Raw genomic sequence first — 24,719 nt, forward strand, 5'->3', positions numbered from 1 at the left:
GCTACGTCGCGCATCGTCCCTGCGCGCCGCGGCTCACACACGTCCGAAGGCGACGATGTCCTGACCGAACTCCCCCGCGACCTCGTCGGACACGGTCGCCCGGGTGGACGCGATCGCCGCGAGGTAGTCGTCCGTGGTGGGCCCGGGTGCGCCGGCGCCGCGGCCGTCGACCGCCGCCTCGAGCGCGGACTGCGACGCCCGCCGCGCCGCGAACTCCATGTCCGCGGGCGTGAACCCTCCCGAGGCCGCGACCAGCGCATCGAGATCGACGCCGGCCGCCGCGTCCGCGGGCACGAACCGCGACCAGATCGCCTGACGGGCCTCGCCGTCCGGCAGGCCGATCGGGATCACGTAGTCGAAGCGGCCGTGGCGCAGGAACGCGCTGTCGAGGGAGCGGATGAAGTTGGTGGCGCACACCAGCAGGCGATCCGGGCGCTCGCGGAAGGCGGGGATGATCTTGAGCAGCTCGTTGGTCACCCCCTGCAGCGGCGACGGCGGATCGCCGCGGCGGTGCGAGGCGATCTCCTCGACCTCGTCGATCAGCACCACCGCGTGCTCGAGCTCCGCGATCTGGTGGAAGGTCTCGCGCAGCGCGCCCGCGAGCCCGCCCGGGTCCGCCGCCAGCCGCGACGGGAACACCTCCACGAACGACCACTCGAGGCGCGACGCGATCGCCTTCGCGAACGTGGTCTTGCCGGTCCCGGGCGGTCCGAACATCACCACCGCGCGCGGCGGTGCGACGCCGTAGCGCTGCGCGAGCGACGGCTCGGCCAGCGGCAGCACCAGGCGCTTCTCGATCAGCGCCTTCTCCGCGCGCATGCCGGCGACGCCGTCCCACAGCCCGCGCGGGAGGATGCGCCCCCCGAGCTCGGACAGCATCGCCATCTCCTCGCGCTGCACCGGGAGCCGACGCTCGAGGTAGCGGACCGCCTTCTTCTCCCCGTAGCCGGCGTCGCGGAAGGCGTCGAGGTGGGTCTGCTCCGCGGGCACCAGGGCGGACAGCGTCGACGGGCCCGCCTCGGCGACCTGGGCCTCGAGGGCGCCGAGCAGGGCCGGGCCGATGCCCTGGCCGTGCATCGCATCGTCCACGCCGTGGAACACCACCCACGCCTGGCGGTGCGCGCGTCGGCCGACGGCCGCGCCGACGATCTGCTCGTCGACGGTCGCCACCACCGCCATGTCCTCGGTCGCGGAGGTCAGCACCTCCGCCAGGGCGTAGACGGGCTCGACGCCGGCGGATCGGGACTGCTCCCAGAGCCGCACGATGCCCTCGAGGTCGTCGGCGTGCGCGTCGCGGATGCGCCAGCTGGCCATGGGTCGCTCCTTGCCTACGTCGTCGTAGCGGGGACGTCTCGACGCTACTCCAGGGGGGTATCCGGTCGCCAGGCGTCGGCCCGCGCGCGTCCTCTCGGCCTAGGCTGGCCGGGTACCCGGATCGCTAAGGAGCGAACATGAGCAACCCCACCATCACCCGCGACGCCTCCGGCGCGCCCTCCGTCGACTTCTCCGGCGCCGAGAAGCCCGAGGGTCTCGTGGTCGACGTCCTCGCCGCCGGCGACGGCCCCGAGGTGGCCGAGGGCCACCACATCACGGTCCACTACACCGGCTGGCTGTGGGACGGCGCGAAGTTCGACTCCTCGTGGGACCGCGGCGACACCATCTCCTTCCGCATCGCGTACGGCTCGCTGATCGACGGCTGGGTCGACGGGATCGTGGGCCAGCCCGTGGGCTCGCAGCTGCTGCTGGTGGTCCCGCCGGAGTCCGGCTACGGCTTCCGCCCGATGGGTCCGATCCCCGCCGGCTCGACTCTGGTGTTCGTGGTCGACGTCCTCGACGCCAAGTAGCCCGGGCTCGTCCGGTCCGGCATGGAGGCCGCCGCCGCATCGTCCGCTCCGAAGCACCTCGTCACGGCGCTGCACGTCGGCGCGGTGGCGCTCGGCATCGCGTTCCTCACCACCGGCGTGCACGAGTGGTTCGGCGGCGACCTGCCGGTCGCGGACCCGCTGCGGCGCTGGCTCACCGGGCTCCTCGCGGTGGTCTACCTCGGGCGCCTGCTGATCACCCAGTACGTCATGGTGACGCGGCCGTTCCCGTGGGCCGAGGCGCTCGCGGTCGGGCCGTGGGTGGTGGTGCTGCAGCTCACCATGGCGTGGTTCGGCGGCACCACCCAGGCCCCGGTCGACGGGGTCGTGTGGGTCGGCGTCGCGCTGTACGCCCTCGGCTCGTGGCTCAACACCTGGTCCGAGGAGCAGCGGCGGCGGTTCAAGAAGGACCCGGCGCACCGCGGCGTGCTGTTCACCGGAGGCCTGTTCTCCGTGGTGATCCATCCGAACTACCTGGGCGACACCCTGCTGTTCACGGGGTTCGCGATGGTGGCGGGAGGCTGGTGGCCGCTGCTGGCCGCCGCGATCATGGCGGCCAGCTTCGCGTTCGGGCACATCCCGCGGCTCGACGCGCACCTCGAGGAGCACTACGGGGATGCGTTCCGCGCGTACGCCGCCCGCACCAGGCGGTACATCCCGTTCGTGTGGTGACGGGCGCGTAGGCTCGCGGGATGGCCGCCCCGTTGACCGACGCCCAGGTGGTGGAGCTGCGCGAGTCCTACGCGGCGGGCGCGCGTCAGGTCGATCTCGCCGCTCGCTTCGGGATCTCGCAGACCGCGGTCTCGGCGATCGTGTCGGGTCGCACCCGCGCGGCGGCGGGCGGGCCGGTCAAGGAGTCGGCTCCCCGCGCGCGCCGTGCTCGGAGCGGGTCCGCGCCGGGACCGGGCCCGGCCGGGGCATCGTCCCGCCGGACGCGCCTCACCCCCGTGCGCGTCGACGCGATCCGCGCGCGGGTCGCGGCGGGGGAGCCGCGGGCGGCCGTCGCCGAGGCCGAGGGGGTGTCGATCCACACCGTTCACTCGATCATGAGCGGTCGGCGCAGCGGGTCGGCGGGCAGCGGGTCCCTCACCGACGCGCAGGTGACCGAGCTGCGTGCGGCTGCGGAGGCCGGTGCGGGCCAGGCGGAGCTGGCGGTGCGGTTCGGCATCTCGCAGCAGGCGGTGAGCGCGATCCTCCGCGGCCTCTCCCACCGGGACGGTCAGTACTGATCCACGGCCCGGCTCGTGCCGCAACCGCCCTGCGCCTGTCGGGACACTCAGTCCTCCGAATCTGCTGAATCGCGGGCTCTCGGGACACTCAGTCCTCATCCGGCCCATCGAAGAGGACTGACTGTCCCGGGAACGCGAGATCCGGCTCGAGATGAGGACTGGCTGTCCCGACCCCGGCGGGTGAGGGGCGGGCGGAGGGTGAGGGGTTGCGCCGCACCCCGCCCGGGTCTAACCTGCAACCAAATGGTTGTACAAACTGATCTCTCCGACGCCGAGGTGGACCGCATCTTCCACGCTCTGGCCGACGCGACGCGCCGCGACATCGTGCGCCGCACCCTCACGGTCGAGTCCTCCGTCAGCGAGCTGGCGCAGGCCTACGACATGTCCTTCGCCGCCGTGCAGAAGCACGTCGCCGTCCTGGAAGGAGCGGGCCTGGTGGTGAAGACGCCACGCGGCCGCGAACGCCTGGTCCGCGGCAACCCCGACAGGATCAGGAAGGCCCAACGCCTCCTGGATGCCTACGAGCAGCTCTGGCGCGACCGCGTCGACCGGCTCGACTCGCTCTTCGCCGAGCGGCCCGACCGCTGACCCCACCCGCACGAGACAGGTCCCCACCATGCCCATCACCTCCGTCACCAAGGACCCCGAGGCGCTCACGATGACCGTGGTCGCCGAGTTCCCCGTCCCCGTCGAGCGCCTCTGGGACGCCTACACCGACCCGCGCCAGATCGAGAGGTTCTGGGGTCCGGTCGAGTGGCCCGCGACGTTCACGCGCCACGACTGCGCCGTGGGCGGCCGCACCGACTACTACATGACCGGCCCCGACGGCGAGCGCTCCGGCGGCTACTGGACCTGGCTCGCGGTGGACCCGGGCCGGAGCTTCGAGGTCGAGGATGGCTTCGCGACCGAGGACGCGGAGAGCAACCCGGACCTGCCGTCCATGCGTATGACCTTCACGTTCGAGTCGACGCCCGCCGGCTCCCGCCTCACCACCACCACCCGCTTCCCGAGCCTCGAGGCCCTCGAGCAGCTGCTGGGCATGGGCATGGAGGAGGGCATGCGCTCCGCGATGAGCCAGATCGACGCGGTGGTCGCGGATCTCGAGTCCTTCGCCGCCGGCCGCGGCACCGAATCACAGATCCTGTCCGACACGCAGGTCCGGATCTCCCGCGTGATCCGCGGCAGCGCCGCGCAGGTCTGGCGCGCCCACCACGAGCCCGAGCTGATGAGGCGATGGCTGCTGGGACCCGAGGGATGGACGATGCCGGTGTGCGTGGTCGCCCGGAACGTGGGCGACTCCTACCGCAACGAGTGGGCGCCCGTCGCGGGCGGCGCCGCCGACGGGCAGCCCGGCTTCGGCTTCGAGGGCGAGCTGCTCGCATCCGAGCCGCCGTACCGCGAGGTCACCACCGAGCGGATGATCGGCATGCCCGGGGAGGGCAACGTCAACGAGCTCACGCTGATCCCCCGCTCCGACGGCACCACGCTCCTCAGCCTGCTCATCACATATCCGAACGCGGAGATGCGCGACATGATCCTCGGCACCGGCATGACCGACGGGATGGAGACCAGCTACGCGCGGCTCGAGGAGGAGGTGCTCGCACCGGCCTGACGCGCCACCACGACGACGGCGCCGCGCTCGTCGTCCCGCTCCAGCGCGGGGACGAGCCCGGCGCCGGCGGCCGCGGCCACCGTCAGCCTCTCCAGGGCGTCGCTCGTCTCCACGACACAGGCGCCGCCGGGGCGCAGCAGGCGGGACGATGCGGCGAACACCCCGCGCTGCAGGTCCAGGCCGTCGGGTCCGCCGTCGAGGGCGAGGACCGGCTCGTGGTCGCGAGCCTCGCGCGGCATCAGCGGGATCTGGGCGGTCGGCACGTACGGCGGACACGCCGTCACCACGTCGACGAGGCCGCGGAGGTGCGCCAGCGCATCGTCCAGGTCCGAGGCGATCGCGGTGGCGCCGAGCGGCGCGAGCAGCGCGTGCGCGAGATCGACCGCGGCCGGGTCGATGTCCGCCGCGACCACCGTCAGGTCGGGACGGGCGTACGCGACGGCGCCCCCGATCGCGCCCGCGCCGCAGCACAGGTCGACCATGGTGCCGCCCGCGGGGGCCAGTGCGAGGGCGACCTCCGCGACCAGCTCGGTCCGCCTGCGCGGCACGAACACCCCGGGGGCGACCGGCACGCGCAACCCCGCGAACAGGGCCCACCCGAGCACCAGCTCGAGCGGCTCGCCGCGCTCGCGGCGCGCCACCAGCGCGTCCCGGTCGCCGCCCGCGGCGGCGAGCAGTGCGGCCTCCTCCTCCGCGAACACGCAGCCCGCGGCGCGCAGCCGCGTCACCATCGCATCGTCCATGCGCGGCACGCTACCCGTGACGGACCGCGCCGGACAGGGCACACTGAGGGACATGGACGATGCGGTCATCGACCCGGCGCACCTGGGCCGGGTCATCCACGCCGAGGCCACCGACGTGCTGCGCTTCGAGCGCACGTATCCCGCGCCCGCCGTCGACGTGTGGGACTCCCTGGTGTCGCCCGACCGCAACGGGACCTGGGGCTTCCCGACCGGCTACGAGCCGCGCGTCGGAGGTGCCGTGTCCGCGAACGGCGCGGAGGTCGGGGAGGTCCTCGCGTGGGAGCCCGGGCGCGTGCTCGAGTACGCGTTCGACGGGCCGGGAGGCCGCTGGCACCTGTGCCTCATGCTCGACGCGGTCGACGGCGGCACGCTGCTCACCTTCGACCACCTGGCCCCGGATCCGCACGACCCCGACTACGCGGCGGGTTGGCACTGGCACCTCGACCGGCTCGCCCAGCACCTGGTGGGCGAGGATCCGGCAGCGGTCGAGTCGGACGCGCACTTCGAGGAGCTGCAGCGGCTGTACTCGCAAGCCGGCGGCTGAGTGGCGCAGGAGTGCCGCGACGGGACCGCGTCAGGCGGGCCGTCCGCGGTGCTGGCCCCGCCAGAGTGCGTGAGCGTCGCGTACGAGGGGCGCGATTGTACGGTCGATCTCGCTCGCCTCCTGCGGCCATTCTCGGCCCTCCGCTCGTAGCGCCGCGGCGGCGGCTTCGCCGTACAGGGTCTCGCGGTTCCATTCGACCTGGACCACGTCGACGACCGGCTCGGCTGACCCGCCCGTCGAGCCGAAGGTGTCGCGCAGCTGCACCGTCTCGGCGGCGCCGCGATAGGGCGCGTTGATGCTGAAGCCCGCCGCCCCGGGGAACACCTTCATGTAGGCGTCCTTGAGGGCCTCGACCGAGGGCGATGGCATCGAGGTCGGCTCCGTCCCCACGGGCTCGCCGGCGGGATCTCCGCGCGTGCCGAAGTCGACGTACCGGGGTAGCCGGTCTGTTTCTGGTTTGGCGACGTTGAGCCTGTCGTCGGCGGTGAGGGTGTAGTTGCTGGTGTCGTGGAGTCCCACGATCAGCAGGTGGCCGATCCTGGCGCGCTCAGCGGCCGATCCACGGTCATCGGGCAGCGCGGAGAGGGCCGCCCGCTTCGCCGCGATCACCCTGGTGATCATGGCCTCGACGGTGCGGTGGTAGACGTCCACGGTGCGTGCGGCCGCCTCGAAGATGACGTCGAGGAAGCCGTCGATGTCCGCCTCCACCCGAGTGATGTCGAGGAGGGGCAGGCCGGCGAACGTGACGGTCCGGATGGTGTCGACTCCTGCCAGCCGCGGGGTCTCTCCTCGCTGAGCCGCCGACCGGGTGCGGGCGATGGCCTCGACGAGCTGCTCCCGCGCGGTCGCTCGCGACGGGCGCGCGCGGTTGGGGTCGAGCACCAGCCGGTTCACCGGGTTGCGAACGTAGACGATGTGAGGGTCGAGGCTTGCCCAGTGGCGCCCGAGAGCATCCGAGGCGAAGTCGGAGAAGTCCATGCGACGGCGTTCTGACACGTCGGCTGCGAGCCACTCCTCGACCTCGGAGGGCAGGGCGACGGAGGCATGGGGATCGTGGACGACCGTGGTGACGTCCGCGAGAGGCGTCGCAGGGCTGGCGCTGATGAGCGAGGCTGGATCGATGGTCGTCTCGGGGTCCAGTCGGAGGCGGCGGTCGAGCCGCCACGGGTCGAGGTCACCCATAGAAGATGCCGCCGATGCCGAGGCCGACGAGCACGGACACGACCGCCATCACGAGCATGCCGATCGTGAACGAGTGGTAGATGACGAACCGGCTGATGCGCGTCGAACCGGTGGCGTCGAGTTCGATGGTGGCCAGCTGGGAGCCGTTGATCGGGAAGGTGTAGAGGCCGATCACCGCCATCCACATGGCGGTCAGCTGCCACGGTTCGAGGCCCAACGTGATGCCGATCGGGATGATCGCGATGGTCGCCGATGACTGGCTGGTGGTCAGAGCAGCGACGATGAACAGAGCGACGGCGATGAATATCGGTGCGTTGTCGGCGATCCCGCCGAGTCCCTCCACGATGGAGTCCTCGTTCGCGGCGATGAAGGTGTTCGCGAGCCACGACACTCCCCACAGCGCGATGATCGCGCTCATGCCCGAGCGGAAGACCTGCGCGCGCGGAACATCCGCGGATCGTGTCCTGCACCACAGGAGGATGACCAGCGCGACGATCAGCATGATGATCTGGATCATGGTGGTCATCGCCAACGGCTCAGGCCCGTCGGCGCCGGGAATGACGGGCCGCAGGCCCTCGAAGATGCCGAAGGCCAGGATCAGGAGGATCCCGGTGCCGAAGATCCAGGTCGATCGCTTCGCCGATGCGCTGGCGACGCCTATGTCGACCGGTTCGGGTGCCGTCACCTCGCCAGCCGCGAGTCGTGCCTGGTACACCGGGTCGCGGTCGAGAGGCTTGCCGATCTTGTTCTGGACGAAGGCGGCTGCGCCGATCGCGATCGCCGTCGAGGGCAGCACGATCGACAGGATGTTCGTGATCTCGAAGCCCAGGGGAGCCATCAGCCCGACCATGATCGCCATGGCCGAGGAGACGGGGCTCGACGTGATGCCCATCTGGGACGCGGTCGGCGCGATAGCCATGGGCCGCTCCGGGCGCACCTTGTTGCCGTACGCGACCTCGTAGATCACCGGGAGGATCGAGTAGTAGACGAAGCCGGTGCCCGCTCCGGTGGCGAACAGCCACGCGACGTACGGGGCGATGAACGTCACCTGGTTCGGGTGGGCGCGTATGACGCGCTGCGCGATGCCGACCAGGTAGTCGATCCCGCCCGCGGCCTGCATCGCGCCGGCCGCGGTGACGACGGCGAAGATCACGAAGATTGCCGACGTCGGCACCGACCCAGGAGGCAACCCGAACACCCACACGAGCACCAGGACGCCGGCAGCGCCCCACAGGCCGACGGTCAGGCCTTTGGTGCGCACGCCGAGCGCGATCGCCGCTAGCACCGTCAGAGCCTGAAGCGCCACATCCACGGTTGCCCCCTGGAACCTACGAGCTGCCTGGTATCCGCTCTAGATCACGCTAGCACCCGAGTCGGGCGACGAGACAGGGGCACCGCTAGGGTCGATCCATGAGCGATTACCAGGTGCTGGAGATGGGCGGGCTCGACGAGTGGCGGGGCCACCACGGTGGCTTCCAGCCGCACACGCTGCGCGACGGGCGCCGGGTGGTCGACCACGAGCTGGCCATGCAGTACATCGGGATGACCGCCAACGCGTTCGTCCCCGGCGAGGAGGCCGGCTACTGGCACACCCACCGCGACATCGAGGAGATGTACGTCTTCCTCGCCGGCCGCGGACAGATGGGCCTGGACGATGAGGTGGTCGACGTGGGCCCCGGCACGGTGGTGCGGGTGGGCCAGGGGGTGTGGCGCACGTGGCGCTGCGTGCCCGACAGCCCGGGGCCGATGCGCTGGTTCTGCATCCGCGCGGGCGGCGGCGAGCTTCCGCACCTGCCCGACGATGCGACGCGCGACGAGGCCCGCCCCTCGCCGTGGTGACGAGGAGCGGGCCGGTCGGTCCGTGTCAGGCGGGGATGAGCGCCGGGGCCTCGGCGGGTGCGCCCGCCGCATCGTCGCGTGCCGCGACCGTCGGCTGGTCCGATCGCCTCGGCAGCAGGGTCGCCACCATGACCGTCACGGCGAGGATCGCGGCGCCGACCAGGACGGCGGTCTGCGCCGCGTCGGTGTAGCCGGTCGGGGTGAGCTCGCCGCCCGCGCCGGTGAACACGGCGGTGAGGATGGCGATGCCGAGCGCCACGCCGATCTCCCGCAGGGTGGCGTTGGTGCCCGACGCCTTCGCCTGGTCGGCCTCGCTCATGTGGGCCAGCACGGCGGTGGCGAGCGGGGCGAACACCAGCCCCATCCCGACGCCGCACAGCACGAACCCGGGCACCAGCGCGCCGTAGGCGACCGACGGGTCGAGCACCAGGCCGATCCACGCCAGGCCGACCGCCTGGGACGAGACGCCCGCGGTGACCAGCGCGCGGGTGCCGACGCGGGGGGCGATGAGGCCCGTGAGCGGGGCGACCACCAGCGGTGCCATGGTCCACGGCATCGTCATCACCCCGGCCTCCAGCGGGCTCTTGCCCTGCACCACCTGGAGGAACTGGATGAGGATGAAGACGGCCCCGAGGATGCCGATGGAGAACATCACGCCGACGACGTTCGCGACGGAGAAGGACCGGTCGCGGAACAGGCGCATCGGCAGCAGCGCATCGTCCCGTCGCCTCTCCCAGGCGACGAAGCCGGCGAGGAGGACGGAGCCGCCGACCAGGCCGGCGAGCACCTGGCCGCTGGTCCAGCCCGCCTCGTTGCCGCGGATGATGCCGAAGACCACGCCGAACACGCCGGCCATGCCGAGCCCGAGGCCCACGATGTCGAGCGGCGCCCGGGCGCCCCTGCTCTCGGTCAGGTAGGCGCGGATGAGCATCAGCGCGAGGATGCCGACAGGGACGTTCAGCCAGAACATCGCGTGCCAGCTCATCCCCTCGACGACCGCGCCGCCGACCAGCGGGCCCACGGCGACGCCCAGGCCGGCCACGCCGCCCCAGATGCCGATCGCCATGGGGCGCATCCGCTCGGACACGTTGGACGCGAGGATCGCGAGCGAGAGCGGCATGAGCGCCGCGCCGCCGATGCCCTGGAGCACCCGGGCGGCGATGAGCGCCTCGGCCGTCGGGGCGAGCGCGCAGAGGATCGAGGCGAACGTGAACAGCGCGATGCCGCCGGAGAAGACGCGGCGACGGCCGTAGCGGTCGCCGAGCGCGACCGCCATGAGGATCATGCTCGCGAAGGCGAGCGAGTACCCGTTGACGAACCACTGGAGCTGCTCGAGCGTCGCCTCCAGGTCGGTGGCGAGCACGGGCAGCGCGTTGGTCACCACGAGGTTGTCGAGGCTGGCCATGAAGGCCGGGACCGAGGCCGCCAGGATCACGAGCCCGACGGGCGCGCGGCGTGCGGTGGTGGACATGTTCCCCTCCCAGGGTCGGCGCGTACTCCCGCGCTTCGGTGAAGTAATCAATTGATTACCTCTTGGTGGCACAGTAAGTTATCGCTTGATAACATGTCAACATGGGAGCGACAGAAGGCCGTCTGAGCAGCGAGGACAGGCGCGAGCAGATCCTCGCCGCCGCCACGGCGGTGTTCGGGGAGCGCGGCTACGCCGGCGGGACCACCGACGCGATCGCGCGCGAGGCGGGCATCTCGCAGGCCTACGTGGTGCGCATGTTCGGATCGAAGGAGCAGCTGTTCCTCGAGGTCGCCCGCCGCGCCGTGGGGCGCCTCGAGGCCGAGTTCCGCGCGGTCATCTCGCAGTTCTCGGGCGAGGAGACGATGCTCGAGCGCCAGTCCGCGCTCGGGCGGGCGTACGGCGAGCTGGTCGCCGACCGCGGGATCCTGCTGTCGCTGCTGCACCTGTTCGGCCTCGGCCACGACCCGGTGTTCGGGCCCGAGGCGCGGGACTCCTTCCTCGGGGTCTACCGCCTGGTGCGCGAGGAGGCCGGCTTCTCACCCGAGGACGCCACCGACTTCTTCGCCCGCGGGATGCTCAACACCATCCTTCTCGCGATGCGCATGCCGGACCGCAAGGAGGACCCGATGGCCTTCGAGCTGCTCAGCACGAGCATGGGTCCCCAATGCGAGGCGATCCTCGCGCTGTACGAGGACGCACCGGCCCGCGCGTGAGCTGCGCCCGCGCGGATCGTCCTCCCGGCAGTTCTCCTGTGAGGAGATGAGGGTACGAATCGGCGCGATTCGTACCCTCATCTCCTCACAGGGCCCGGGTCAGGCGGGCCGCGAGCACCTGCACAAGCCGATCGCGGCACCAGTCGGGCCTCCGGACCAGGTCGTCCCATCCGAATCGGACGGTGAGGTAGCCCGCCGCGGCAAGGTCGGTGGACCGCTCGCGGTCACGCTGCTGCGCCGCGCGCGACGAGTGATAGCGATGCCCGTCGAGCTCGACCACCAGCCGCGCCGCGCGGTGGAGCATGTCGGCCTGCACCCGCCGGCCGCGGAGGCACAGCTCTGCTTGCCACTCGAAGGCGGCGAAGCGCGGGTCGGCGAACGTCTCGTAGCGGGCTCGCACCTCGAGCGGCGTGGTGGCTCCCGCCTCGAACCATCCCAGGACGCGCTGGAGCTCGTGGCGCGCAGGCACGCGTGGCGTGCGCGCAAGCTCTCTCCGCACCTGCTGCCAGGTGCAGATCCGGGACCACAAGGCCTGGTAGAGCACCTCTCGGCGGCCCGATGGTGGGGCGGTGCTCCACGCATCGATGACCGCGCGCTCAGTGGTGACCGTGGTGACGCCTCGCGCGCTCATCGTGACCCGGCCCAGCGCCCCCTGTCGGAGTCGCACCCATGCCGGAACCCGGTGGTGCTGTCCCGACAGCACCGCGTAGTCCGCAACAGGCGGATTCGGTAGCGGTACCGCATGCAGGTGGAGTGCCAGCGCCCCGGTCACGGCGCCCCCGGGCTGCCACAGGTTGAGGGCCTCGCCGCGCACCACGGGGTCGTCGCGGTGGGTCGCCGCGCAGTACACACCGGGGAGGATGCGTGTGACTACCCCGCTCATGACGCCGTTCTCGAGTCGGCGCCGTGACCACGCGCGCACCAGCTCTGCGCGGGTGAAGGCGTGAGCGTGAGCGACGAGGAACTCGTCGAGCCGGCCGGTGGGCGCAGGCACGCCGGGAAGGAGGCGCATCCCACCATGAGACCGTCCCGAGCGAGATCACCGGCGGTGGCAACTGCATCTGTGGACAGCTGTGCTCCCTGTGAGGAGTTGAGGGTACGAATGTGCACGATTCGTACCCTCAACTCCTCACAGGGGCAGAGGAGGTGGGAGCCGCGGTCAGTCGGAGGCCGGGGCGGCCTCGATCTCGGAGGTCCGCACCGGCGGCTCGTAGGTGCCGAGCGGCATCCGGATGGTCACCGTGGTGCCCTCGCCCTCGACCGACTCCACCGCGAGGGTGCCGCCGTGGGCGTCCACGATCGCCGAGGTGATCGCGAGCCCCAGGCCGGAGCCACCGGTCGAGCGGGCGCGGGAGCCGTCGCCGCGCACGAAGCGCTCGGTCGCGCGGGCGGCCATCTCCGGCGTCATGCCCGGGCCGTCGTCGATGACCTGCACCACGCCGTCGTCGCCGTCGACCCGCACCCGCACCGTGATCGCCGAGCCGCCATGGACGGCGGCGTTGGTGACCAGGTTGATCACGGCCTGCCGCAACTTGTCCGCGTCGCCCACCACGGGCACCGCGACCGGGGCGTCGACGGTGAACGAGACGCCCTCGCGTGCGGCCCGGGCGTCGCCCACGACCTCGGCGCCGAGCGTCGCGAGGTCGACCGTGACGAGCATCAGCTGGGGCTCGGCGTCGAAGCGTGCGAGCTCGAGCATGTCCTCGACCAGGCGTCGCATCCGCGAGGCCTCCGCCTCCGTGCGACCCCAGGCGTCCGCGACGTCCTCGTCCTGGCGCAGCGCGCCGCGGCGGTACAGCTCGGCGTACCCGAGCACGGTGGTCAGCGGCGTCCGCAGCTCGTGGGAGGCGTCGGCCACGAACTCCCGCAGCCGCGCCTCGGACCGCTCGCGCTCGTCGAGCGCGTCGGTGAGGGTGCCGATCATGGTGTTGAGCGACTGCGCGAGCTCCGCGCTCTCCGACCCGTGGCCCACGCCCTCGAGGCGCACGTCGAGGTCACCGTCCGCGATCCTCGCGCTCGCGTCGACCATCCGGCGCATGGGAGAGATGCCGAGCCGGATGACCCACCAGCCGACCACGCTGAGCCCGATGAGCGTCGCCCCGATGCTGATGGCCTCGATCACGATCAGCTGCTGCGTGGTCGACTCGACGGAGTCGAGGGGCAGCGCGGTGAGGTCGGTGCCGAGGGCGGACACGCGCGCGTAGACGCGCCACTCGCCCTCGCCGTCGGACGACGGCACCGTGAAGTACGCGTCCCCGGTCTCGGGGAGGTCGTCGAGGGTCAGCACGGGCGAGGCGTCGGTGCTGCCGATCGTGTTGGGTGCGACGATCCCGCCGAGCTCGCCGGAGGAGAGCAGGAAGGCGCGCCAGGCGTCGGAGGGGCGCGCGTACTCGCGCCGGAGGTCGTTCGGGTCGACCAGCTCCGGGTCCTGATCGCTCTCCCGCAGCGGGATGGCGAACGAGTCGAGCCGCTCGTCTAGCTGGACCACCAGGTGCGAATGGGTGACCGCCGTCACGGCGATCGCGGCGGCGACCGCGACGGCGGCGATCGAGCCCAGGCCGATCAGGACGCGGGCCCGCAGGGACAGGCTGCCGCGACGGGTCACGGCAGCCTCAGCGTGTACCCCACACCGCGGATGGTCTGGATGAGCTTGGGGTCGTTCGCGTCGACCTTGCGTCGCACGTACCCGATGTACGTCTCCACCACGCCCGGGTCGTCGTCGCGCGAGTAGCCCCACACGTTCTCGAGCAGCTGGCCGCGGGACAGGACACGGCCCGTGTTCTGCATGAGGTACTTGAGCAGGTTGTACTCGGTCGGGGAGAGCTGGATGTCGACGCCGGCGCGGGTGACGCGGTGCGCGACGTCGTCGAGCTCCAGGTCGTCCACCCGGTAGACGTCGGCGGCGGACGGCTCGCGGTCGACACGACGGGACACGGCCTCCACCCGGGCGACCAGCTCGTCCAGGTTGAACGGCTTCTGGAGGTAGTCGTCCGCGCCGATCGTGAGGCCCTCGACCTTGTCCTTCGAGCTGTCGCGCGCGGTGAGGAAGATGATCGGGGTCCGGTCGCCGGACTCGCGCAGGCGACGGCACACGGCGAAGCCGTCGAGGCCGGGCATCATCACATCGAGGATGATCAGGTCGGGGCGGGTCTCGCGCGCAGCCTTGAGCCCCTCCTGGCCGTCGGCGGCCTGGGAGACGTCGTAGCCCTCGTAGCGGAGGGCGGCGCAGAGCATGGTGCGGAGGTTGTCCTCGTCATCGACCACGAGGATGCGGCGTTCAGGCATGCATCGATTATGTCGCGGGACTCTCAGGATTGGCTGGGAGCGCGCTGGGGGAGCGCCCGGAGCACACTCCCGGTCGATTCTCCCGGCCGTCCCAGCGTTCTCCCAGGCGCCGTCGGTTGACTACCGGTGAACGTCGGCTCCCGACCCGAACCCCGGGAGCCTCACCCGAGAGGAAGCCATGCCCGTCTACGCCTTCATCGCCGCTGACCTGATCGCCATCGCCGTGATGGTCTTCGGCCTGTACTTCCCGCGGCACCGCCGCCGCGACATGATCGTCGCGTTCCTGTCCATCAACGTGGGCGTCATGGGCGTCACGTACGCGATGACCAACGCGGACATCTCGCTCGGATTCGGACTCGGCATCTTCGCGGTGCTCTCCATCATCCGCCTCCGCTCGACCGAGATGGACCACGCGGAGATCGCGTACTACTTCACGGCGATCGCGCTGGGCCTCCTCGGAGGGTTCCCGGCGATCAGCCCCACCATCAGCTTCACGCTCATGGCCGTCCTGCTCGCCGTGATCGCCGTCGGCGACCACCCCGCCCTGTTCCGACGCACCCGCCAGCAGCTCATGATGCTCGACCAGGCCTTCACCGACGAGGGGGAGCTCACGCAGCACCTCGCCGTCACGCTCGGCGCCGACATCCAGCGCATCAACGTCCGCAAGGTCGACCTGGTCAACGAGTCCACCCTGGTGGACGTCCGCTACACCCTCCTGGCGGCCGCGGACCCTACGCCGCTCGACGACCGCTTCGCCGCGGTCGTCACCGCCCCTGAGGTCGAGGTCCGTCGATGACCAGGGGCTGGACCTCGCGGCTCGGCACCCTGCCGGCCGTGAGCCTCGAGCAGATCGACTCCGAGGCGGGCCTGCAGACCCGCGTGGACCGCAAGTACATCGTCGACCCCGAGACCTGGTCGCAGGTGCTCGGCAGCCTCGACGGGGTCCGCGTCCTCGAGATCGACGGCGCCCGGATCTTCCGCTACTCGTCGGTCTACTACGACACCCCGGAGCTGCACTCGTACACCGCGGCCGCCCGCAAGCGGCCGTCCCGCTACAAGGTCCGCACCCGCGAGTACCTGGACACGGGCTCCCGCGCGATCGAGGTCAAGCTCCGGTCGGGCAAGGGCGAGACGGTCAAGCACCGCGCGTGGCTGCAGGACGATGCGGTGGCCGAGGGGCCGCTCGCGGGCGAGGCGCGCGCGTTCGTCGCCTCGTTCCCCTCCGTGGCGTCGGCGGTCGATCATCTCGAGCCAGTGCTGCGCACGTCGTACGAGCGGGCCACGCTGCTCACCCCGGACGGCCGCATCACGATCGATCGCGCCGTCACCGGAACCGCGGTCGACGGCCAGGCCGTCGACTTCGGCGACCGGCTGATCGTCGAGACCAAGTCCGCCCTGCGGGCCGGCGCGGTCGACCGGGCGCTGTGGGCGCGCGGCATCCGCCCGAGCCGCGTCTCCAAGTACTGCACCACCCTCGCGGCGCTGCGCCCCGAGCTGCCCGCCAACCGGTGGGCCCGCACGCTCCGCCGCCACCTCCCGACTCTCGACCCGGCGATCGCCGCCGGCAGCTGAAAGGCATCCCCCATGCGCAAGCCCACCATGATCTTCGCCGGCCTCACCGTCGCCGGTGCGCTGGCCCTCGCGGGCTGCAGCACCACCGCCGACACCTCGACCGGCACCTCCGACACGACCACCACGACCACGGAGACCACGTCGACCACCCTGTCCGCGACCGACGTCACCGAGCGCACCTACGAGCAGCTCGGGGTCAAGGACGTCGAGATCCCGTTCGACGAGGCCTCCGCGATCGACATCACCCTGTCCGACTCGGGCTCGACCGGCGGCGACGGCGTGACGGTCGACGGATCCACCGTCACCATCACCGAGGGCGGCACGTACCGCCTCACCGGCACCCTGTCCGCCGGGCAGGTGATCGTCGACACCGACGACGAGGACGTGAACATCATCCTCGACGGCGTCTCCATCACCTCCGACGACACCGCGGCGCTCGACATCGAGAACGCCGACGAGGTGGTCGTCTGGCTCGCAGAGGGCTCCACGAACTCCCTGGCCGACGCCGCCGACGCGACCGCCTCCACCGACGACTCCGAGACCGACGTGCCGAACGCCACGCTGTACTCGACCGCCGACCTGTGGATCGCCGGCACCGGCTCGCTCGACGTCACCGCCGTCGCCAACGACGGCATCGCGTCCAAGGACGGCCTCGTGATCGAGGACGGCACCATCACGGTGACCGCGGCGGACGACGGCATCCGCGGCAAGGACTACCTGGTCATCGAGGGCGGCGACATCACGGTCGACGCCGACGGCGACGGGCTCAAGGTCACCAACGAGGACGTGGTCGACGACAACGGCGACGCCGTGGGCGTCCTGTGGATGTCCGGCGGCACCGTCGACATCACGTCGGGGTCCGACGGCATCGACGTGGTCTACCAGGCGACCATCGCGGGCGGCGAGCTCACCATCGCCGCCGGCGACGACGGCATCCACTCCGACGGGATCCTCGCGATCTCCGACGGCACGGTCGACGTGACCACCTCCTACGAGGGCCTCGAGGGTATGCAGATCCTGCTGTCCGGCGGCACCGGCACCATCGTCTCGAGCGACGACGGCTTCAACGCGACCGACGGCTCCGGCTCGAGCGGCACCGAGATGGGCGGCGGTCAGATGCCCGGTGGCGGCACGCGTCCCGGCCGCGACTCCTCCTCGACCGACACCTCGAGCACCTCCTCGACCACCACCGGCGACTCCACGGCGGTCACCACCGCGGCCTACACGACCACGTCGACCACCACCGACGGCGCCACCGACGCGACCACCGTCGCGGGCGGCATGGGCGAGACCGCGTCCGAGGGCGTCTACCTCGAGATCAGCGGCGGCACCTGGGTGATCGACGCCGAGGGCGACGGCCTCGACTCGAACGGCACCGCGGTCATGACCGGTGGCACGGTCGTGGTCAACGGCCCGGCGAGCAGCGGCAACGGCGCGCTCGACGTCAACGGCTCGTTCACGGTCTCCGGCGGCACGCTGGCCGCCTCGGGGTCGAGCGGCATGCTGGTCGCGCCCACCTCCGACGGTCAAGGCGTGCTCACCATCGCGTTCTCGTCGCAGGTCGCCGCCGGCACCGTGCTCACGGTGACCGACACCGACGGGAACGTCATCGCCTCCTTCACGTCGGAGAAGACCGCCCAGTCGCTGGTGCTGTCCTCTCCCGAGATCGTGAGCGGCGAGACCTACACGGTGACCGCCGACGCGACCGTCACGGGCACCTCCGTCGGCGGCCTCGTGGTCGACGGAACGGCGACCGGCGGCACCGAGCTCGGCGACCTCACCGCCGACTGACGCGCCCCGGGCGCGACCTCAGCCCGACGCCCCCTCCCGCCGGACCGCGGGAGGGGGCGTTCGTGCGCGCGGCGGTCCCGCATCGTCCCGCTCCCCGGCAACTCCCCTCCGGCTCTCAGCGCCCTCCCAGGGACGCGGCGTTGTATAGGAGTCGAGGCCCCCACCCCCTCGGGGGACCTCACCAGACGGAAGGAGCAGCCATGCTGGTCGCGGCCCGTCCCCGGATCCCCGGGGCGTTCTCCGCCTCCTTGAACGCCGCGGCCGCGGCGGACCTGGCCTCGCTCGACTGCTCCGTCCTCCCGGGAAGGTTGGTCCCGGGGGGACATCCGTCGCTGTCTCACGCGGTCGTCGGCCCTGCCACCGACGACCGTCACCGCATCGCGGTGCGGCGCTAGCCGCACCGCCTCCTTCCAGGACACGAGGCCCCCGGGGACTGCCACCCCGGGGGCCTCGAGCCGTGTCCGGGCCCGGGGCTCAGGCGAGCGAGCCTCCCGTCAGCAGCTCGGCGAAGGCCGCCGCGGCGGGCGCGGGCTCCGCCGGCATCGCGACGAAGATGTCGCGGTAGGTGGGCGGCTGGGTCGGGATCGCGACGATGCCGGGGATGGCCGGGCTGGCGTCGAGCGCCATGCGGGGGAGGAGTGCGACGCCGAGCTCCTCCGCGATCAGTCGCTGCGCCGCCACGTAGTCCTCTGTCAGGAACGCGATGTTGGGCGCGAACCCGGCGTCGGCGGCGTGCGCGACCAGGTGGGTACGGCAGCGGACGCAGCCCGAGATCCAGCGCTCGTCCGCGAGGCTGCCCAGGTCGATGCGGTCCCGCCCGGCGAGCGGGTGGGAGGCCGGCAGGATCGCGAGGTACTCGTCGCGCTCGAGCTCGACCAGCGGCAGGTCCTCCGGGGCCGGGGTCGCGGAGTCCGAGAAGCTGATGGCCAGGTCGGCCTCTCCGGCCCGCAGCATGGCCAGCGCATCGTCCGTCTCCTTCTCCTCGAACCCCACCTCGACGCCGGGGTAGGTGCGCGCGAACATCGCGAGGGGCCGGGGCAGCACGGTCGCCGCGAACGACGTGAAGGTGGCGATACGCAACCGCCCCACCTGGAGCCCCGAGTGGCGGTGGAGGCAGCGCTCGGCGTCCTCGAGGCTCGCCGCGATCGAGTCGGCGTGCCGCAGCAGGGCCTCCCCGGTCGGGGTGAGCCGGGTGACGCGGCCGGACCTCATGGTGAGCGGCACGCCGGCGCGACGCTCGAGCGCCCGGAGGTGGTGGGCGACGGTGGGCTCGGAGAGGGTGAGCGCGCGGGCGGCGGCGGCCTTCGAGCCGTGGCGCGCGACCTCGCGCAGGATGAGGAGACGCTCGACATCGATCATGAGACCATCATCTCATCGAGGTCTGGGTGCCGACAGCGGCATCTTGTCTGGTTCACCGGCGCGCCTGACCATGGATCCATGCTGGAGATCGCGCCCCTGTTCCCCCGAGTCCCGGGCTACCTCGACACCGCCACGTACGGGCTGCCGGCGCACGCCACCATCCGTGCGCTGCACGAGGCCACCGACGCGTGGGCGGTCGGCGCGCTCGACCCCGTGGCGCTCGACGCCGCGGTCGACCGCATGCGCGCGGCCTACGCGAGCCTGGTGGGGGCCGAGGCGGCCGACGTCACCCTCGCCGGGTCGACCTCGCAGGTGGTCGGGATGGTGGCCGCCTCGCTGCCCGACGGCGCCCGGGTGCTGGTCGCGCGCGGCGACTTCGCCTCCGTTCGCATGCCCTTCGAGGCCGACCCCCGGCTCCGCGTGATCGAGGTGCCGCTCGCACGGCTGGTCGACGAGGTGCGCCCGGGGGTCGACCTGGTCGCCGTGAGCGCGGTCCAGTCCGCGGACGGCACGGTCGTGGATCTTGGCGCGCTCGCGCTCGCCGCCCGCGTCGCCGGCGCGCGCACCCTGGTCGACGCGAGCCACGCCGCCGGATGGATGGACATCCGGGCGCGCGAGTTCGACGTGGTGGTCGCCAGCGCCTACAAGTGGCTCGGGGCGCCGCGCGGGATCGCGTTGGCGGCCGTGCACCCGGCCGCGACCTGGATCCGCCCCGTCGTGGCGAGCTGGTACGGGGCGGACGTGCCGTGGGACGCGCTGTACGGGTCGGCGGCCGACCTGAGCGCCGGGGCGCGGCGCCTCGACACCTCGCCCGCGTGGCAGACGGCGGAGGCAGGCGCGGTGGCGCTCGAGATCCTGGCCGCCCAGGGCGCGCCGGCGATCCGCGAGCACGCCGTGGGCCTCGCGAACCTGTTCCGCGCGGAGGCGGGCCTCGCGCCCGGGGCGTCGCCGATCGTCGCGGTCGACCTGCCGCGCGCCGACGCGCTGGCCGCGGCCGGCATCCGGGCCGCGACCCGCAACGGGCGCGCCCGCCTGGCGTTCTGGGTGCACAGCACCGAGGACGATGCGCTCAACGCGGCCCGCGCGATCCGCGCCGGGGTGCCGGCCGGGGTCTGAGGGGCGCGACGCATCGTCCCGGCCCTCACCCGGCACCGCCCTCGCCCTCGAAATGGACGATCGGTGCCCGAAACGAGCCGGAATCGAGCCCCCCGCGTCCATCTCGCGGGTGTTGGTGGGGGTGGCGAGATCAGCCCGCGAGCTGCTGGCCCAGCTCCTTCGACCGGTGCACGGCGGCGTTCATGCCGGCCGAGATCACGCCCTGGAGACCCGCGTTCTCCATGGCGGCGAGCGCGGCGAGCGTGGTGCCGCCCGGCGAGCTCACGCGACGCCGGAGCTCGCCCGGGGTCTCCCCGGACTCCGCGAGCAGGCGGGCCGCGCCGATGAACGTCTGCTGCGCGAGCAGGGTCGCCGTCTCACGCTCGAGGCCCTGCATCACGCCGGCCTCCACGACGGCCTCGACCACCGCGTAGAAGTAGGCCGGCGAGGACCCGGCGGTGGCGCCGACCGCATCGATCAGCTCCTCGTCGACCCGCACGACCACACCGGTGGACCGCAGCATGGTCTCGGCGAGCAGCAGGTGCTGCTCGGTCGCGTGCGCGCCCGCGGAGATCGAGGTCGCGCCGGCGCCGACGAGCGCGGGCGTGTTCGGCATGGCGCGCACCACCGCGGTGCCGGCGGGCAGCCGTGACTCGTAGAACGAGGACGGCAGCGCGGCCGCGACGGTGAACACGAGCGCGCCGGGCGCGACCGCGTCGCCCACGGCGTCGAGCAGGTCGCCCATCTGCTGCGGCTTGACGGCGAGGATCACGAGTCCGGCCCCCGCGAGCGCGGCGCGCGGGTCGGCCTCGGCGGTGATCTGGTACTCGGCGGCGAGAGCGGCGCTGCGCTCCGCGGTGCGGTTGACCACGGTGATCGACTCGCCGGGCCATCCGGCGACGCGCAGCGCGGCGATCATGGTGCCGCCCATCACGCCGCCGCCGATCACGGCGACGCGGGGCAGGTCGGACGGGGACAGGGCTTCGGTGCTCATGCCCTCCAACCTATCGCGGGAGGGATCGCCGGTTCAGGTCGGGGAGGCGCTCACTCGGTGCGGCGGCGGAGCGTCAGGACGCCGAGCAGCAGCGAGCCGACGATGAAGGCGAGCAGGATCCCGACCTCGGGCCAGATGTCGCCGGTGTCGCCCGCGACCAGGTCGTTGATCGCGTCGATCGAGTAGCTCATCGGCAGCGCGTTCGAGATGATCTCGAGAGCCCGCGGCATCGCCTCGCGCGGCATGAAGAGCCCCGCGATGAGCAGCTGCGGCAGGATCACGGCGGGCATCATCTGCACCGCTTGGAACTCGGTGCGCGCGAGCGACGAGGCGGCGAGCCCCAGCGCCGTGCCGAGCAGCGCGTCGAGGACGATCACGAGCACCAGCGCGGGCGTCGATCCCTGGATGTCGAGCTGGAGCGCGTACACGCTGAACAGGACCAGCAGGGTCCCCTGGATCACGGCGACGATGCCGAAGGCCACCGCGTAGCCCATCACCACGTCGCCTCGGCGCAGCGGCGAGGCCATGAGCCGCTCCATGGTCCCGGAGGTGCGCTCGCGCAGGGTCGACACCGACGTGATGATGAACATCAGGATCATGGGGAAGAGGCCCATGATCTTCGCGCCCAGCGGGTCGAACAGAGGCTGGCCGGTGGCGGGATCCGGGGTGTCGCCGAACATCCACCACAGCAGGGTGAGCAGGATGATCGGCACGAACATGAGCAGCCCGATGGTGCGCTTGTCGCGCCGGAACTGCTGGAGGATGCGCCTCGCGGTGGTCGCGGTGAGCCGGGGGTTCATGCCGCGCTCCTTCCCGCGAGCGTGAGGAACGCCCGCTCGGCGTCCTCGGCCCCGGTCTCGGCGAGGATCTCCGCGAGCGTGCCGTCGGCGAGCACGCGGCCGTCGCGGATGAAGACCAGCCGGTCGCACCGGACGGCCTCGTCCATCACGTGGCTCGAGACGACGATGGTGGTGCCGGCCTCCGCGAAGCGCCGGAACAGCGCCCACAGGTCGTTGCGGATCGCGGGGTCGAGGCCCACCGTCGGCTCGTCGAGGATCAGCACCTCGGGGTGCCCGACCAGGGCGGCCGCGAGCGATGCCCGGGTGAGCTGCCCGCCCGAGAGGGTGCCGGCCAGCTGGTCGGTCTGGTCCGCGAGGCCGACCGCGTTGATGGTGTGGGGCACCGTGTCCGCGGCCGCTCCCACCAGCGACGCGAAGTACGCCACGTTCTCGCGTACCGTGAGGTCGAGGTAGATGGAGGGCGCCTGGGTCACGTATCCCACCCGCGCGCGGATCGGGGGCGACCCGGCCTCGTGGCCGAGCACCGTGACCGTGCCTCCGGCGATGATCTGCGCGCCGACGATGGCCCGGATCAGCGTGGACTTCCCGGCGCCCGAGGGGCCGAGGAGCCCCACGACGGCGCCGCGCGGCACGGCGAGGGAGAGGTCGGGGAGGATCTCCTTGCCGCCGCGGACCACGCGGAGGCTGGACACGTCGATGGCGGGAGGTTCCGCCGGTGAATTCTCCATGTGATGAATACTCCTCTCCGTCGAGGACCGTGTCAATCGCTGAGGTCGAGGTCCCCGTCCAGGTAGCGCTGGAAGGTGGGGCCGTAGATCGCCGCGAGCCGCTCGACGGGGGCGTCGGCGAGGCTGGGCACGCGCAGCACGTAGCGGCCCATGGCGAGGCCGGCGATCTGGGTGGCGCACGCCGCGGCCCGATCCTCCGCGTGGTCGGGTCGCACCATCCGCAGCAGCACGTCGCGCATCATGACCTGGGCGAACGCGGCGCCCACATCGTCGACGGCCGCGATGGAGGCGAGGATCGCTCGCAGCCGGGCGCCGATCACCGGGTCGTCCCAGAGCGAGAGCGCGAGGCGGATGAACGCCTCGCCGCGCTGCTCCGCCGGGGTCGCGAGCAGCGCGGTCACCGCCGCATCGTCCGCCCTCAGCGGGCGCATGGCCTCGACGAACAGCTCCGACTTCGACCCGAAGTAGTGCCGGACCAGCGCCGGGTCGACTCCTGCCTGGCGCGCGATCCCCCGGAGCGACGCGGCGCCGTAGCCCTGGGTGGCGAAGGCCTCGGCCGCGGCCGCGAGGATGTCTCCGCGGGTGTCCGCGTCGCCGCCCCGTGGCCCCCGCTGGCGGGGGCGCTCCGCGGCGGTGCTGCCGGTCACAGCCCGAGCGCCTCGACTAGGCCGTCGACGGTCCCCGCGGCTCCGACCGCCTCGAAGTACGCCGACCCGTGGGTCCACATCACCCGCGTGTCCTCCTCGTCGGAGAGCTCGGCGCGCTCGCCCACGACCTGGCCGCCGGCGGTCGCGTCGGTCAGCTCGGCGTCGCTCCCCGCCGCGGCGACCAGGGCCAGGTGCGCATCGTCCTCGGTGTAGAGCTGCCGGGCCTCCACCGTCACCTCCTCGGTGCCGTCGGAGTAGGTCAGGGTGTGCCACTCGGCGACCCTTCCCGGCAGCGCCTCGTCCGACGCCGCAGCGTGGGTGTCGACCGCCGTCAGGGCCCACGTGCCGGCCACCAGCGGCATCGCGGCGAGGAACGGCGTCGGCTCCTCGAGCTCGATGGGCTCCACGACGGCGCCCGCCGGGGCGCTCATCACCCGTTGCGCCGGGATGTCGATGGCTGCCGGGTGCAGGGCGGGCCAGAGGATCGCGAGGGTGATCGCCGCGATGGTGAGGAGGCCGATGAGCACCAGGGGCCAGGCGCGCCCGGGCCGGCGCTCCGCGAGGTCGACGGCGGGCGGAGGCGCGGGGGTGTCGGGCGGGGAGCCGGGGCCCTCCGTACCGTCCTCGGACGCGGCGACGCGGGGCCGGTACAGCGGTGTGTCCGCATCCAGGTGGTGTCGGCGGAGGTCCGCGGCCGACGCGATCGCGGGCTCGGGCGTCGACACGCGAGGCTCGTCCCCGGGCGCCGCGGCCGCTCCGGCGAACGTCGGCACCCACCGCGGCTCGGAGTCGCCCAGGTCGGCCGGCGCGGCGCCGTTCGCGTCGACCCGGGGGATCCCGCCCAGGGGGGTCGGCGCTCCGGAGGCAGAGAGGGACGCGTTGGCCGCGGCCGCGCGTCCCAGCAGCTGGATCGAGGTCAGGGGGCCGTCGGCCACCGCGGGCGCGTCCTGGGGCATGGTCTCGAAGGGGCCGCGCGGCTCCGGCGCGACCTCGTCGGGCGAAGGAGACGCCACCGGCGACACGATCACCGACTCGTCGACCTCGACATCGACGGGCTCGGGGGACGGTGCGCTCCGGCGGGGCGACAGCGGCGTCACGGGCTTGGATGGCGCGACCTGGTCGCGCTCCGGCACGTCCGTCGCGTCCCCTGCGCGCGCGTCGGGACCCTCGGGGTGCTCGGTCATGGGGCCAGCGTAGAGGCGCAGTCCGACCGCGCGGCGGCGCCGCACCGCGTGTCACACCGCACGGGTAGC

At 72.4% G+C, this 24,719-nt stretch carries 26 protein-coding genes; 12 read left to right on the forward strand and 14 right to left on the reverse strand.

Annotated elements, in window-relative coordinates; translation table 11 throughout:
* Nucleotides 1-33: 33 nt before the first annotated feature.
* On the reverse strand, nucleotides 34-1,314 hold the full coding sequence (locus tag QQX10_RS06685; protein ID WP_301119253.1) for an ATP-binding protein: 1,281 nt from the start codon (nucleotides 1,312-1,314) through the stop codon (nucleotides 34-36).
* Between the two features lie 137 nt (nucleotides 1,315-1,451).
* Here QQX10_RS06685 and QQX10_RS06690 point away from each other — a divergent pair, with 137 nt between their 5' ends.
* From QQX10_RS06690 to QQX10_RS06710, 5 genes are all read left to right on the forward strand, one after another.
* Nucleotides 1,452-1,844, forward strand: a complete 393-nt coding sequence (locus QQX10_RS06690; protein WP_301119255.1) for an FKBP-type peptidyl-prolyl cis-trans isomerase — start codon at nucleotides 1,452-1,454, stop codon at nucleotides 1,842-1,844.
* Between the two features lie 21 nt (nucleotides 1,845-1,865).
* Nucleotides 1,866-2,534: a methyltransferase family protein gene (locus QQX10_RS06695; protein WP_301119257.1), complete on the forward strand. Its 669-nt coding sequence runs from the start codon at nucleotides 1,866-1,868 to the stop codon at nucleotides 2,532-2,534.
* Between the two features lie 20 nt (nucleotides 2,535-2,554).
* On the forward strand, nucleotides 2,555-3,091 hold the full coding sequence (locus QQX10_RS06700) for a helix-turn-helix domain-containing protein (protein ID WP_301119259.1): 537 nt from the start codon (nucleotides 2,555-2,557) through the stop codon (nucleotides 3,089-3,091).
* A gap of 243 nt (nucleotides 3,092-3,334) precedes the next feature.
* Nucleotides 3,335-3,679: an ArsR/SmtB family transcription factor gene (locus QQX10_RS06705; protein WP_301119261.1), complete on the forward strand. Its 345-nt coding sequence runs from the start codon at nucleotides 3,335-3,337 to the stop codon at nucleotides 3,677-3,679.
* 28 nt (nucleotides 3,680-3,707) lie between these two features.
* Nucleotides 3,708-4,703: an SRPBCC family protein gene (locus tag QQX10_RS06710; protein WP_301119263.1), complete on the forward strand. Its 996-nt coding sequence runs from the start codon at nucleotides 3,708-3,710 to the stop codon at nucleotides 4,701-4,703.
* Here the strand turns inward: QQX10_RS06710 and QQX10_RS06715 are convergent.
* A complete protein-coding gene (locus tag QQX10_RS06715; RefSeq protein ID WP_301119265.1) occupies nucleotides 4,664-5,446 on the reverse strand; it encodes a putative protein N(5)-glutamine methyltransferase in 783 nt (260 codons plus the stop codon). The genes QQX10_RS06710 and QQX10_RS06715 overlap by 40 nt on opposite strands.
* Before the next feature lie 52 nt (nucleotides 5,447-5,498).
* Between QQX10_RS06715 and QQX10_RS06720 the strand changes: the two genes are divergently transcribed.
* Nucleotides 5,499-5,990: an SRPBCC domain-containing protein gene (locus tag QQX10_RS06720; protein ID WP_301119267.1), complete on the forward strand. Its 492-nt coding sequence runs from the start codon at nucleotides 5,499-5,501 to the stop codon at nucleotides 5,988-5,990.
* Between the two features lie 30 nt (nucleotides 5,991-6,020).
* Here QQX10_RS06720 and QQX10_RS06725 read toward each other — a convergent pair whose 3' ends face one another.
* Complete coding sequence (locus tag QQX10_RS06725; RefSeq protein WP_301119270.1) at nucleotides 6,021-7,172, reverse strand: N-formylglutamate amidohydrolase; 1,152 nt, start codon at nucleotides 7,170-7,172, stop codon at nucleotides 6,021-6,023.
* Entirely contained in the window at nucleotides 7,165-8,484 is a 1,320-nt protein-coding gene (locus tag QQX10_RS06730; RefSeq protein ID WP_301144534.1) for an anaerobic C4-dicarboxylate transporter family protein, read from the reverse strand. The genes QQX10_RS06725 and QQX10_RS06730 overlap by 8 nt, the downstream gene beginning before the upstream one ends.
* A 98-nt stretch (nucleotides 8,485-8,582) precedes the next feature.
* On the opposite strand from QQX10_RS06730, the gene QQX10_RS06735 reads away from it, so the two are divergent.
* The gene (locus QQX10_RS06735) at nucleotides 8,583-9,011 is read left to right on the forward strand and encodes a cupin domain-containing protein (protein WP_301119272.1); all 429 of its coding nucleotides are present in this window, start codon (nucleotides 8,583-8,585) and stop codon (nucleotides 9,009-9,011) included.
* A gap of 25 nt (nucleotides 9,012-9,036) precedes the next feature.
* On the opposite strand, the gene QQX10_RS06740 is transcribed toward QQX10_RS06735, so the two are convergent.
* Nucleotides 9,037-10,482, reverse strand: a complete 1,446-nt coding sequence (locus tag QQX10_RS06740; RefSeq protein ID WP_301119274.1) for a DHA2 family efflux MFS transporter permease subunit — start codon at nucleotides 10,480-10,482, stop codon at nucleotides 9,037-9,039.
* 101 nt (nucleotides 10,483-10,583) lie between these two features.
* Here QQX10_RS06740 and QQX10_RS06745 point away from each other — a divergent pair, with 101 nt between their 5' ends.
* Complete coding sequence (locus QQX10_RS06745; protein WP_301119276.1) at nucleotides 10,584-11,195, forward strand: TetR/AcrR family transcriptional regulator; 612 nt, start codon at nucleotides 10,584-10,586, stop codon at nucleotides 11,193-11,195.
* Between the two features lie 85 nt (nucleotides 11,196-11,280).
* On the opposite strand, the gene QQX10_RS06750 is transcribed toward QQX10_RS06745, so the two are convergent.
* The 3 genes from QQX10_RS06750 to QQX10_RS06760 form a co-directional block, all read right to left on the reverse strand.
* Nucleotides 11,281-12,207: an endonuclease domain-containing protein gene (locus QQX10_RS06750; RefSeq protein ID WP_301119278.1), complete on the reverse strand. Its 927-nt coding sequence runs from the start codon at nucleotides 12,205-12,207 to the stop codon at nucleotides 11,281-11,283.
* 147 nt (nucleotides 12,208-12,354) lie between these two features.
* Nucleotides 12,355-13,800 (reverse strand): sensor histidine kinase, encoded by a 1,446-nt coding sequence (locus QQX10_RS06755; protein ID WP_301119280.1) that lies wholly within the window; start codon nucleotides 13,798-13,800, stop codon nucleotides 12,355-12,357.
* Nucleotides 13,797-14,480, reverse strand: a complete 684-nt coding sequence (locus QQX10_RS06760; RefSeq protein WP_301119282.1) for a response regulator transcription factor — start codon at nucleotides 14,478-14,480, stop codon at nucleotides 13,797-13,799. The genes QQX10_RS06755 and QQX10_RS06760 overlap by 4 nt, the downstream gene beginning before the upstream one ends.
* A gap of 178 nt (nucleotides 14,481-14,658) precedes the next feature.
* Here QQX10_RS06760 and QQX10_RS06765 point away from each other — a divergent pair, with 178 nt between their 5' ends.
* The 3 genes from QQX10_RS06765 to QQX10_RS06775 are packed head-to-tail and all read left to right on the forward strand — an operon-like array spanning nucleotide 14,659 to nucleotide 17,843.
* Entirely contained in the window at nucleotides 14,659-15,276 is a 618-nt protein-coding gene (locus QQX10_RS06765) for a DUF4956 domain-containing protein (RefSeq protein WP_301119284.1), read from the forward strand.
* Nucleotides 15,273-16,052 carry a polyphosphate polymerase domain-containing protein gene (locus tag QQX10_RS06770; protein ID WP_301119286.1) on the forward strand — a complete coding sequence of 260 codons (780 nt, stop codon included), beginning with the start codon at nucleotides 15,273-15,275 and terminating at the stop codon, nucleotides 16,050-16,052. Before QQX10_RS06765 ends, QQX10_RS06770 begins: the two co-directional genes overlap by 4 nt.
* A 12-nt stretch (nucleotides 16,053-16,064) precedes the next feature.
* Nucleotides 16,065-17,843: a carbohydrate-binding domain-containing protein gene (locus QQX10_RS06775; RefSeq protein ID WP_301119288.1), complete on the forward strand. Its 1,779-nt coding sequence runs from the start codon at nucleotides 16,065-16,067 to the stop codon at nucleotides 17,841-17,843.
* A gap of 474 nt (nucleotides 17,844-18,317) precedes the next feature.
* Here the strand turns inward: QQX10_RS06775 and QQX10_RS06780 are convergent, their stop codons facing one another.
* Nucleotides 18,318-19,202 carry a LysR family transcriptional regulator gene (locus tag QQX10_RS06780; RefSeq protein ID WP_301119290.1) on the reverse strand — a complete coding sequence of 295 codons (885 nt, stop codon included), beginning with the start codon at nucleotides 19,200-19,202 and terminating at the stop codon, nucleotides 18,318-18,320.
* A 78-nt stretch (nucleotides 19,203-19,280) separates the two neighbouring features.
* Between QQX10_RS06780 and QQX10_RS06785 the strand changes: the two genes are divergently transcribed.
* The gene (locus tag QQX10_RS06785) at nucleotides 19,281-20,318 is read left to right on the forward strand and encodes an aminotransferase class V-fold PLP-dependent enzyme (protein ID WP_301119292.1); all 1,038 of its coding nucleotides are present in this window, start codon (nucleotides 19,281-19,283) and stop codon (nucleotides 20,316-20,318) included.
* Nucleotides 20,319-20,448: 130 nt separating this feature from the next.
* Here the strand turns inward: QQX10_RS06785 and proC are convergent, their stop codons facing one another.
* Genes proC through QQX10_RS06810 form a run of 5 tightly spaced genes read right to left on the reverse strand, consistent with a single transcriptional unit; the run spans nucleotide 20,449 to nucleotide 24,650 of the window.
* Entirely contained in the window at nucleotides 20,449-21,291 is an 843-nt protein-coding gene (gene proC / locus QQX10_RS06790) for a pyrroline-5-carboxylate reductase (protein WP_301119294.1), read from the reverse strand.
* Between the two features lie 50 nt (nucleotides 21,292-21,341).
* Nucleotides 21,342-22,091 carry an ABC transporter permease gene (locus tag QQX10_RS06795; RefSeq protein ID WP_301119301.1) on the reverse strand — a complete coding sequence of 250 codons (750 nt, stop codon included), beginning with the start codon at nucleotides 22,089-22,091 and terminating at the stop codon, nucleotides 21,342-21,344.
* The gene (locus QQX10_RS06800) at nucleotides 22,088-22,819 is read right to left on the reverse strand and encodes an ABC transporter ATP-binding protein (RefSeq protein ID WP_301119307.1); all 732 of its coding nucleotides are present in this window, start codon (nucleotides 22,817-22,819) and stop codon (nucleotides 22,088-22,090) included. Before QQX10_RS06800 ends, QQX10_RS06795 begins: the two co-directional genes overlap by 4 nt.
* 32 nt (nucleotides 22,820-22,851) lie before the next feature.
* A complete protein-coding gene (locus QQX10_RS06805; protein WP_301119309.1) occupies nucleotides 22,852-23,466 on the reverse strand; it encodes a TetR/AcrR family transcriptional regulator in 615 nt (204 codons plus the stop codon).
* On the reverse strand, nucleotides 23,463-24,650 hold the full coding sequence (locus tag QQX10_RS06810; RefSeq protein WP_301119311.1) for a hypothetical protein: 1,188 nt from the start codon (nucleotides 24,648-24,650) through the stop codon (nucleotides 23,463-23,465). Before QQX10_RS06810 ends, QQX10_RS06805 begins: the two co-directional genes overlap by 4 nt.
* Nucleotides 24,651-24,719: the final 69 nt, after the last annotated feature.

The sequence above is a fragment of the Demequina lignilytica genome (genome assembly GCF_030418305.1).
Classification (GTDB): domain Bacteria; phylum Actinomycetota; class Actinomycetes; order Actinomycetales; family Demequinaceae; genus Demequina; species Demequina lignilytica.

Coding starts and splice junctions, on each gene's coding strand:
- QQX10_RS06735 (WP_301119272.1), top strand. CDS start 8,583: ATGAGCGATTACCAGGTGCTGGAGATGGGCGGGCTCGACGAGTGGCGG.
- QQX10_RS06690 (WP_301119255.1), top strand. CDS start 1,452: ATGAGCAACCCCACCATCACCCGCGACGCCTCCGGCGCGCCCTCCGTC.
- QQX10_RS06765 (WP_301119284.1), top strand. CDS start 14,659: ATGCCCGTCTACGCCTTCATCGCCGCTGACCTGATCGCCATCGCCGTG.
- QQX10_RS06740 (WP_301119274.1), bottom strand. CDS start 10,482: ATGTCCACCACCGCACGCCGCGCGCCCGTCGGGCTCGTGATCCTGGCG.
- proC (WP_301119294.1), bottom strand. CDS start 21,291: ATGAGCACCGAAGCCCTGTCCCCGTCCGACCTGCCCCGCGTCGCCGTG.
- QQX10_RS06800 (WP_301119307.1), bottom strand. CDS start 22,819: ATGGAGAATTCACCGGCGGAACCTCCCGCCATCGACGTGTCCAGCCTC.
- QQX10_RS06770 (WP_301119286.1), top strand. CDS start 15,273: ATGACCAGGGGCTGGACCTCGCGGCTCGGCACCCTGCCGGCCGTGAGC.
- QQX10_RS06810 (WP_301119311.1), bottom strand. CDS start 24,650: ATGACCGAGCACCCCGAGGGTCCCGACGCGCGCGCAGGGGACGCGACG.
- QQX10_RS06725 (WP_301119270.1), bottom strand. CDS start 7,172: ATGGGTGACCTCGACCCGTGGCGGCTCGACCGCCGCCTCCGACTGGAC.
- QQX10_RS06750 (WP_301119278.1), bottom strand. CDS start 12,207: ATGCGCCTCCTTCCCGGCGTGCCTGCGCCCACCGGCCGGCTCGACGAG.
- QQX10_RS06795 (WP_301119301.1), bottom strand. CDS start 22,091: ATGAACCCCCGGCTCACCGCGACCACCGCGAGGCGCATCCTCCAGCAG.
- QQX10_RS06710 (WP_301119263.1), top strand. CDS start 3,708: ATGCCCATCACCTCCGTCACCAAGGACCCCGAGGCGCTCACGATGACC.
- QQX10_RS06695 (WP_301119257.1), top strand. CDS start 1,866: ATGGAGGCCGCCGCCGCATCGTCCGCTCCGAAGCACCTCGTCACGGCG.
- QQX10_RS06700 (WP_301119259.1), top strand. CDS start 2,555: ATGGCCGCCCCGTTGACCGACGCCCAGGTGGTGGAGCTGCGCGAGTCC.
- QQX10_RS06785 (WP_301119292.1), top strand. CDS start 19,281: ATGCTGGAGATCGCGCCCCTGTTCCCCCGAGTCCCGGGCTACCTCGAC.
- QQX10_RS06705 (WP_301119261.1), top strand. CDS start 3,335: ATGGTTGTACAAACTGATCTCTCCGACGCCGAGGTGGACCGCATCTTC.
- QQX10_RS06720 (WP_301119267.1), top strand. CDS start 5,499: ATGGACGATGCGGTCATCGACCCGGCGCACCTGGGCCGGGTCATCCAC.
- QQX10_RS06775 (WP_301119288.1), top strand. CDS start 16,065: ATGCGCAAGCCCACCATGATCTTCGCCGGCCTCACCGTCGCCGGTGCG.
- QQX10_RS06780 (WP_301119290.1), bottom strand. CDS start 19,202: ATGATCGATGTCGAGCGTCTCCTCATCCTGCGCGAGGTCGCGCGCCAC.
- QQX10_RS06715 (WP_301119265.1), bottom strand. CDS start 5,446: ATGGACGATGCGATGGTGACGCGGCTGCGCGCCGCGGGCTGCGTGTTC.
- QQX10_RS06745 (WP_301119276.1), top strand. CDS start 10,584: ATGGGAGCGACAGAAGGCCGTCTGAGCAGCGAGGACAGGCGCGAGCAG.
- QQX10_RS06760 (WP_301119282.1), bottom strand. CDS start 14,480: ATGCCTGAACGCCGCATCCTCGTGGTCGATGACGAGGACAACCTCCGC.
- QQX10_RS06685 (WP_301119253.1), bottom strand. CDS start 1,314: ATGGCCAGCTGGCGCATCCGCGACGCGCACGCCGACGACCTCGAGGGC.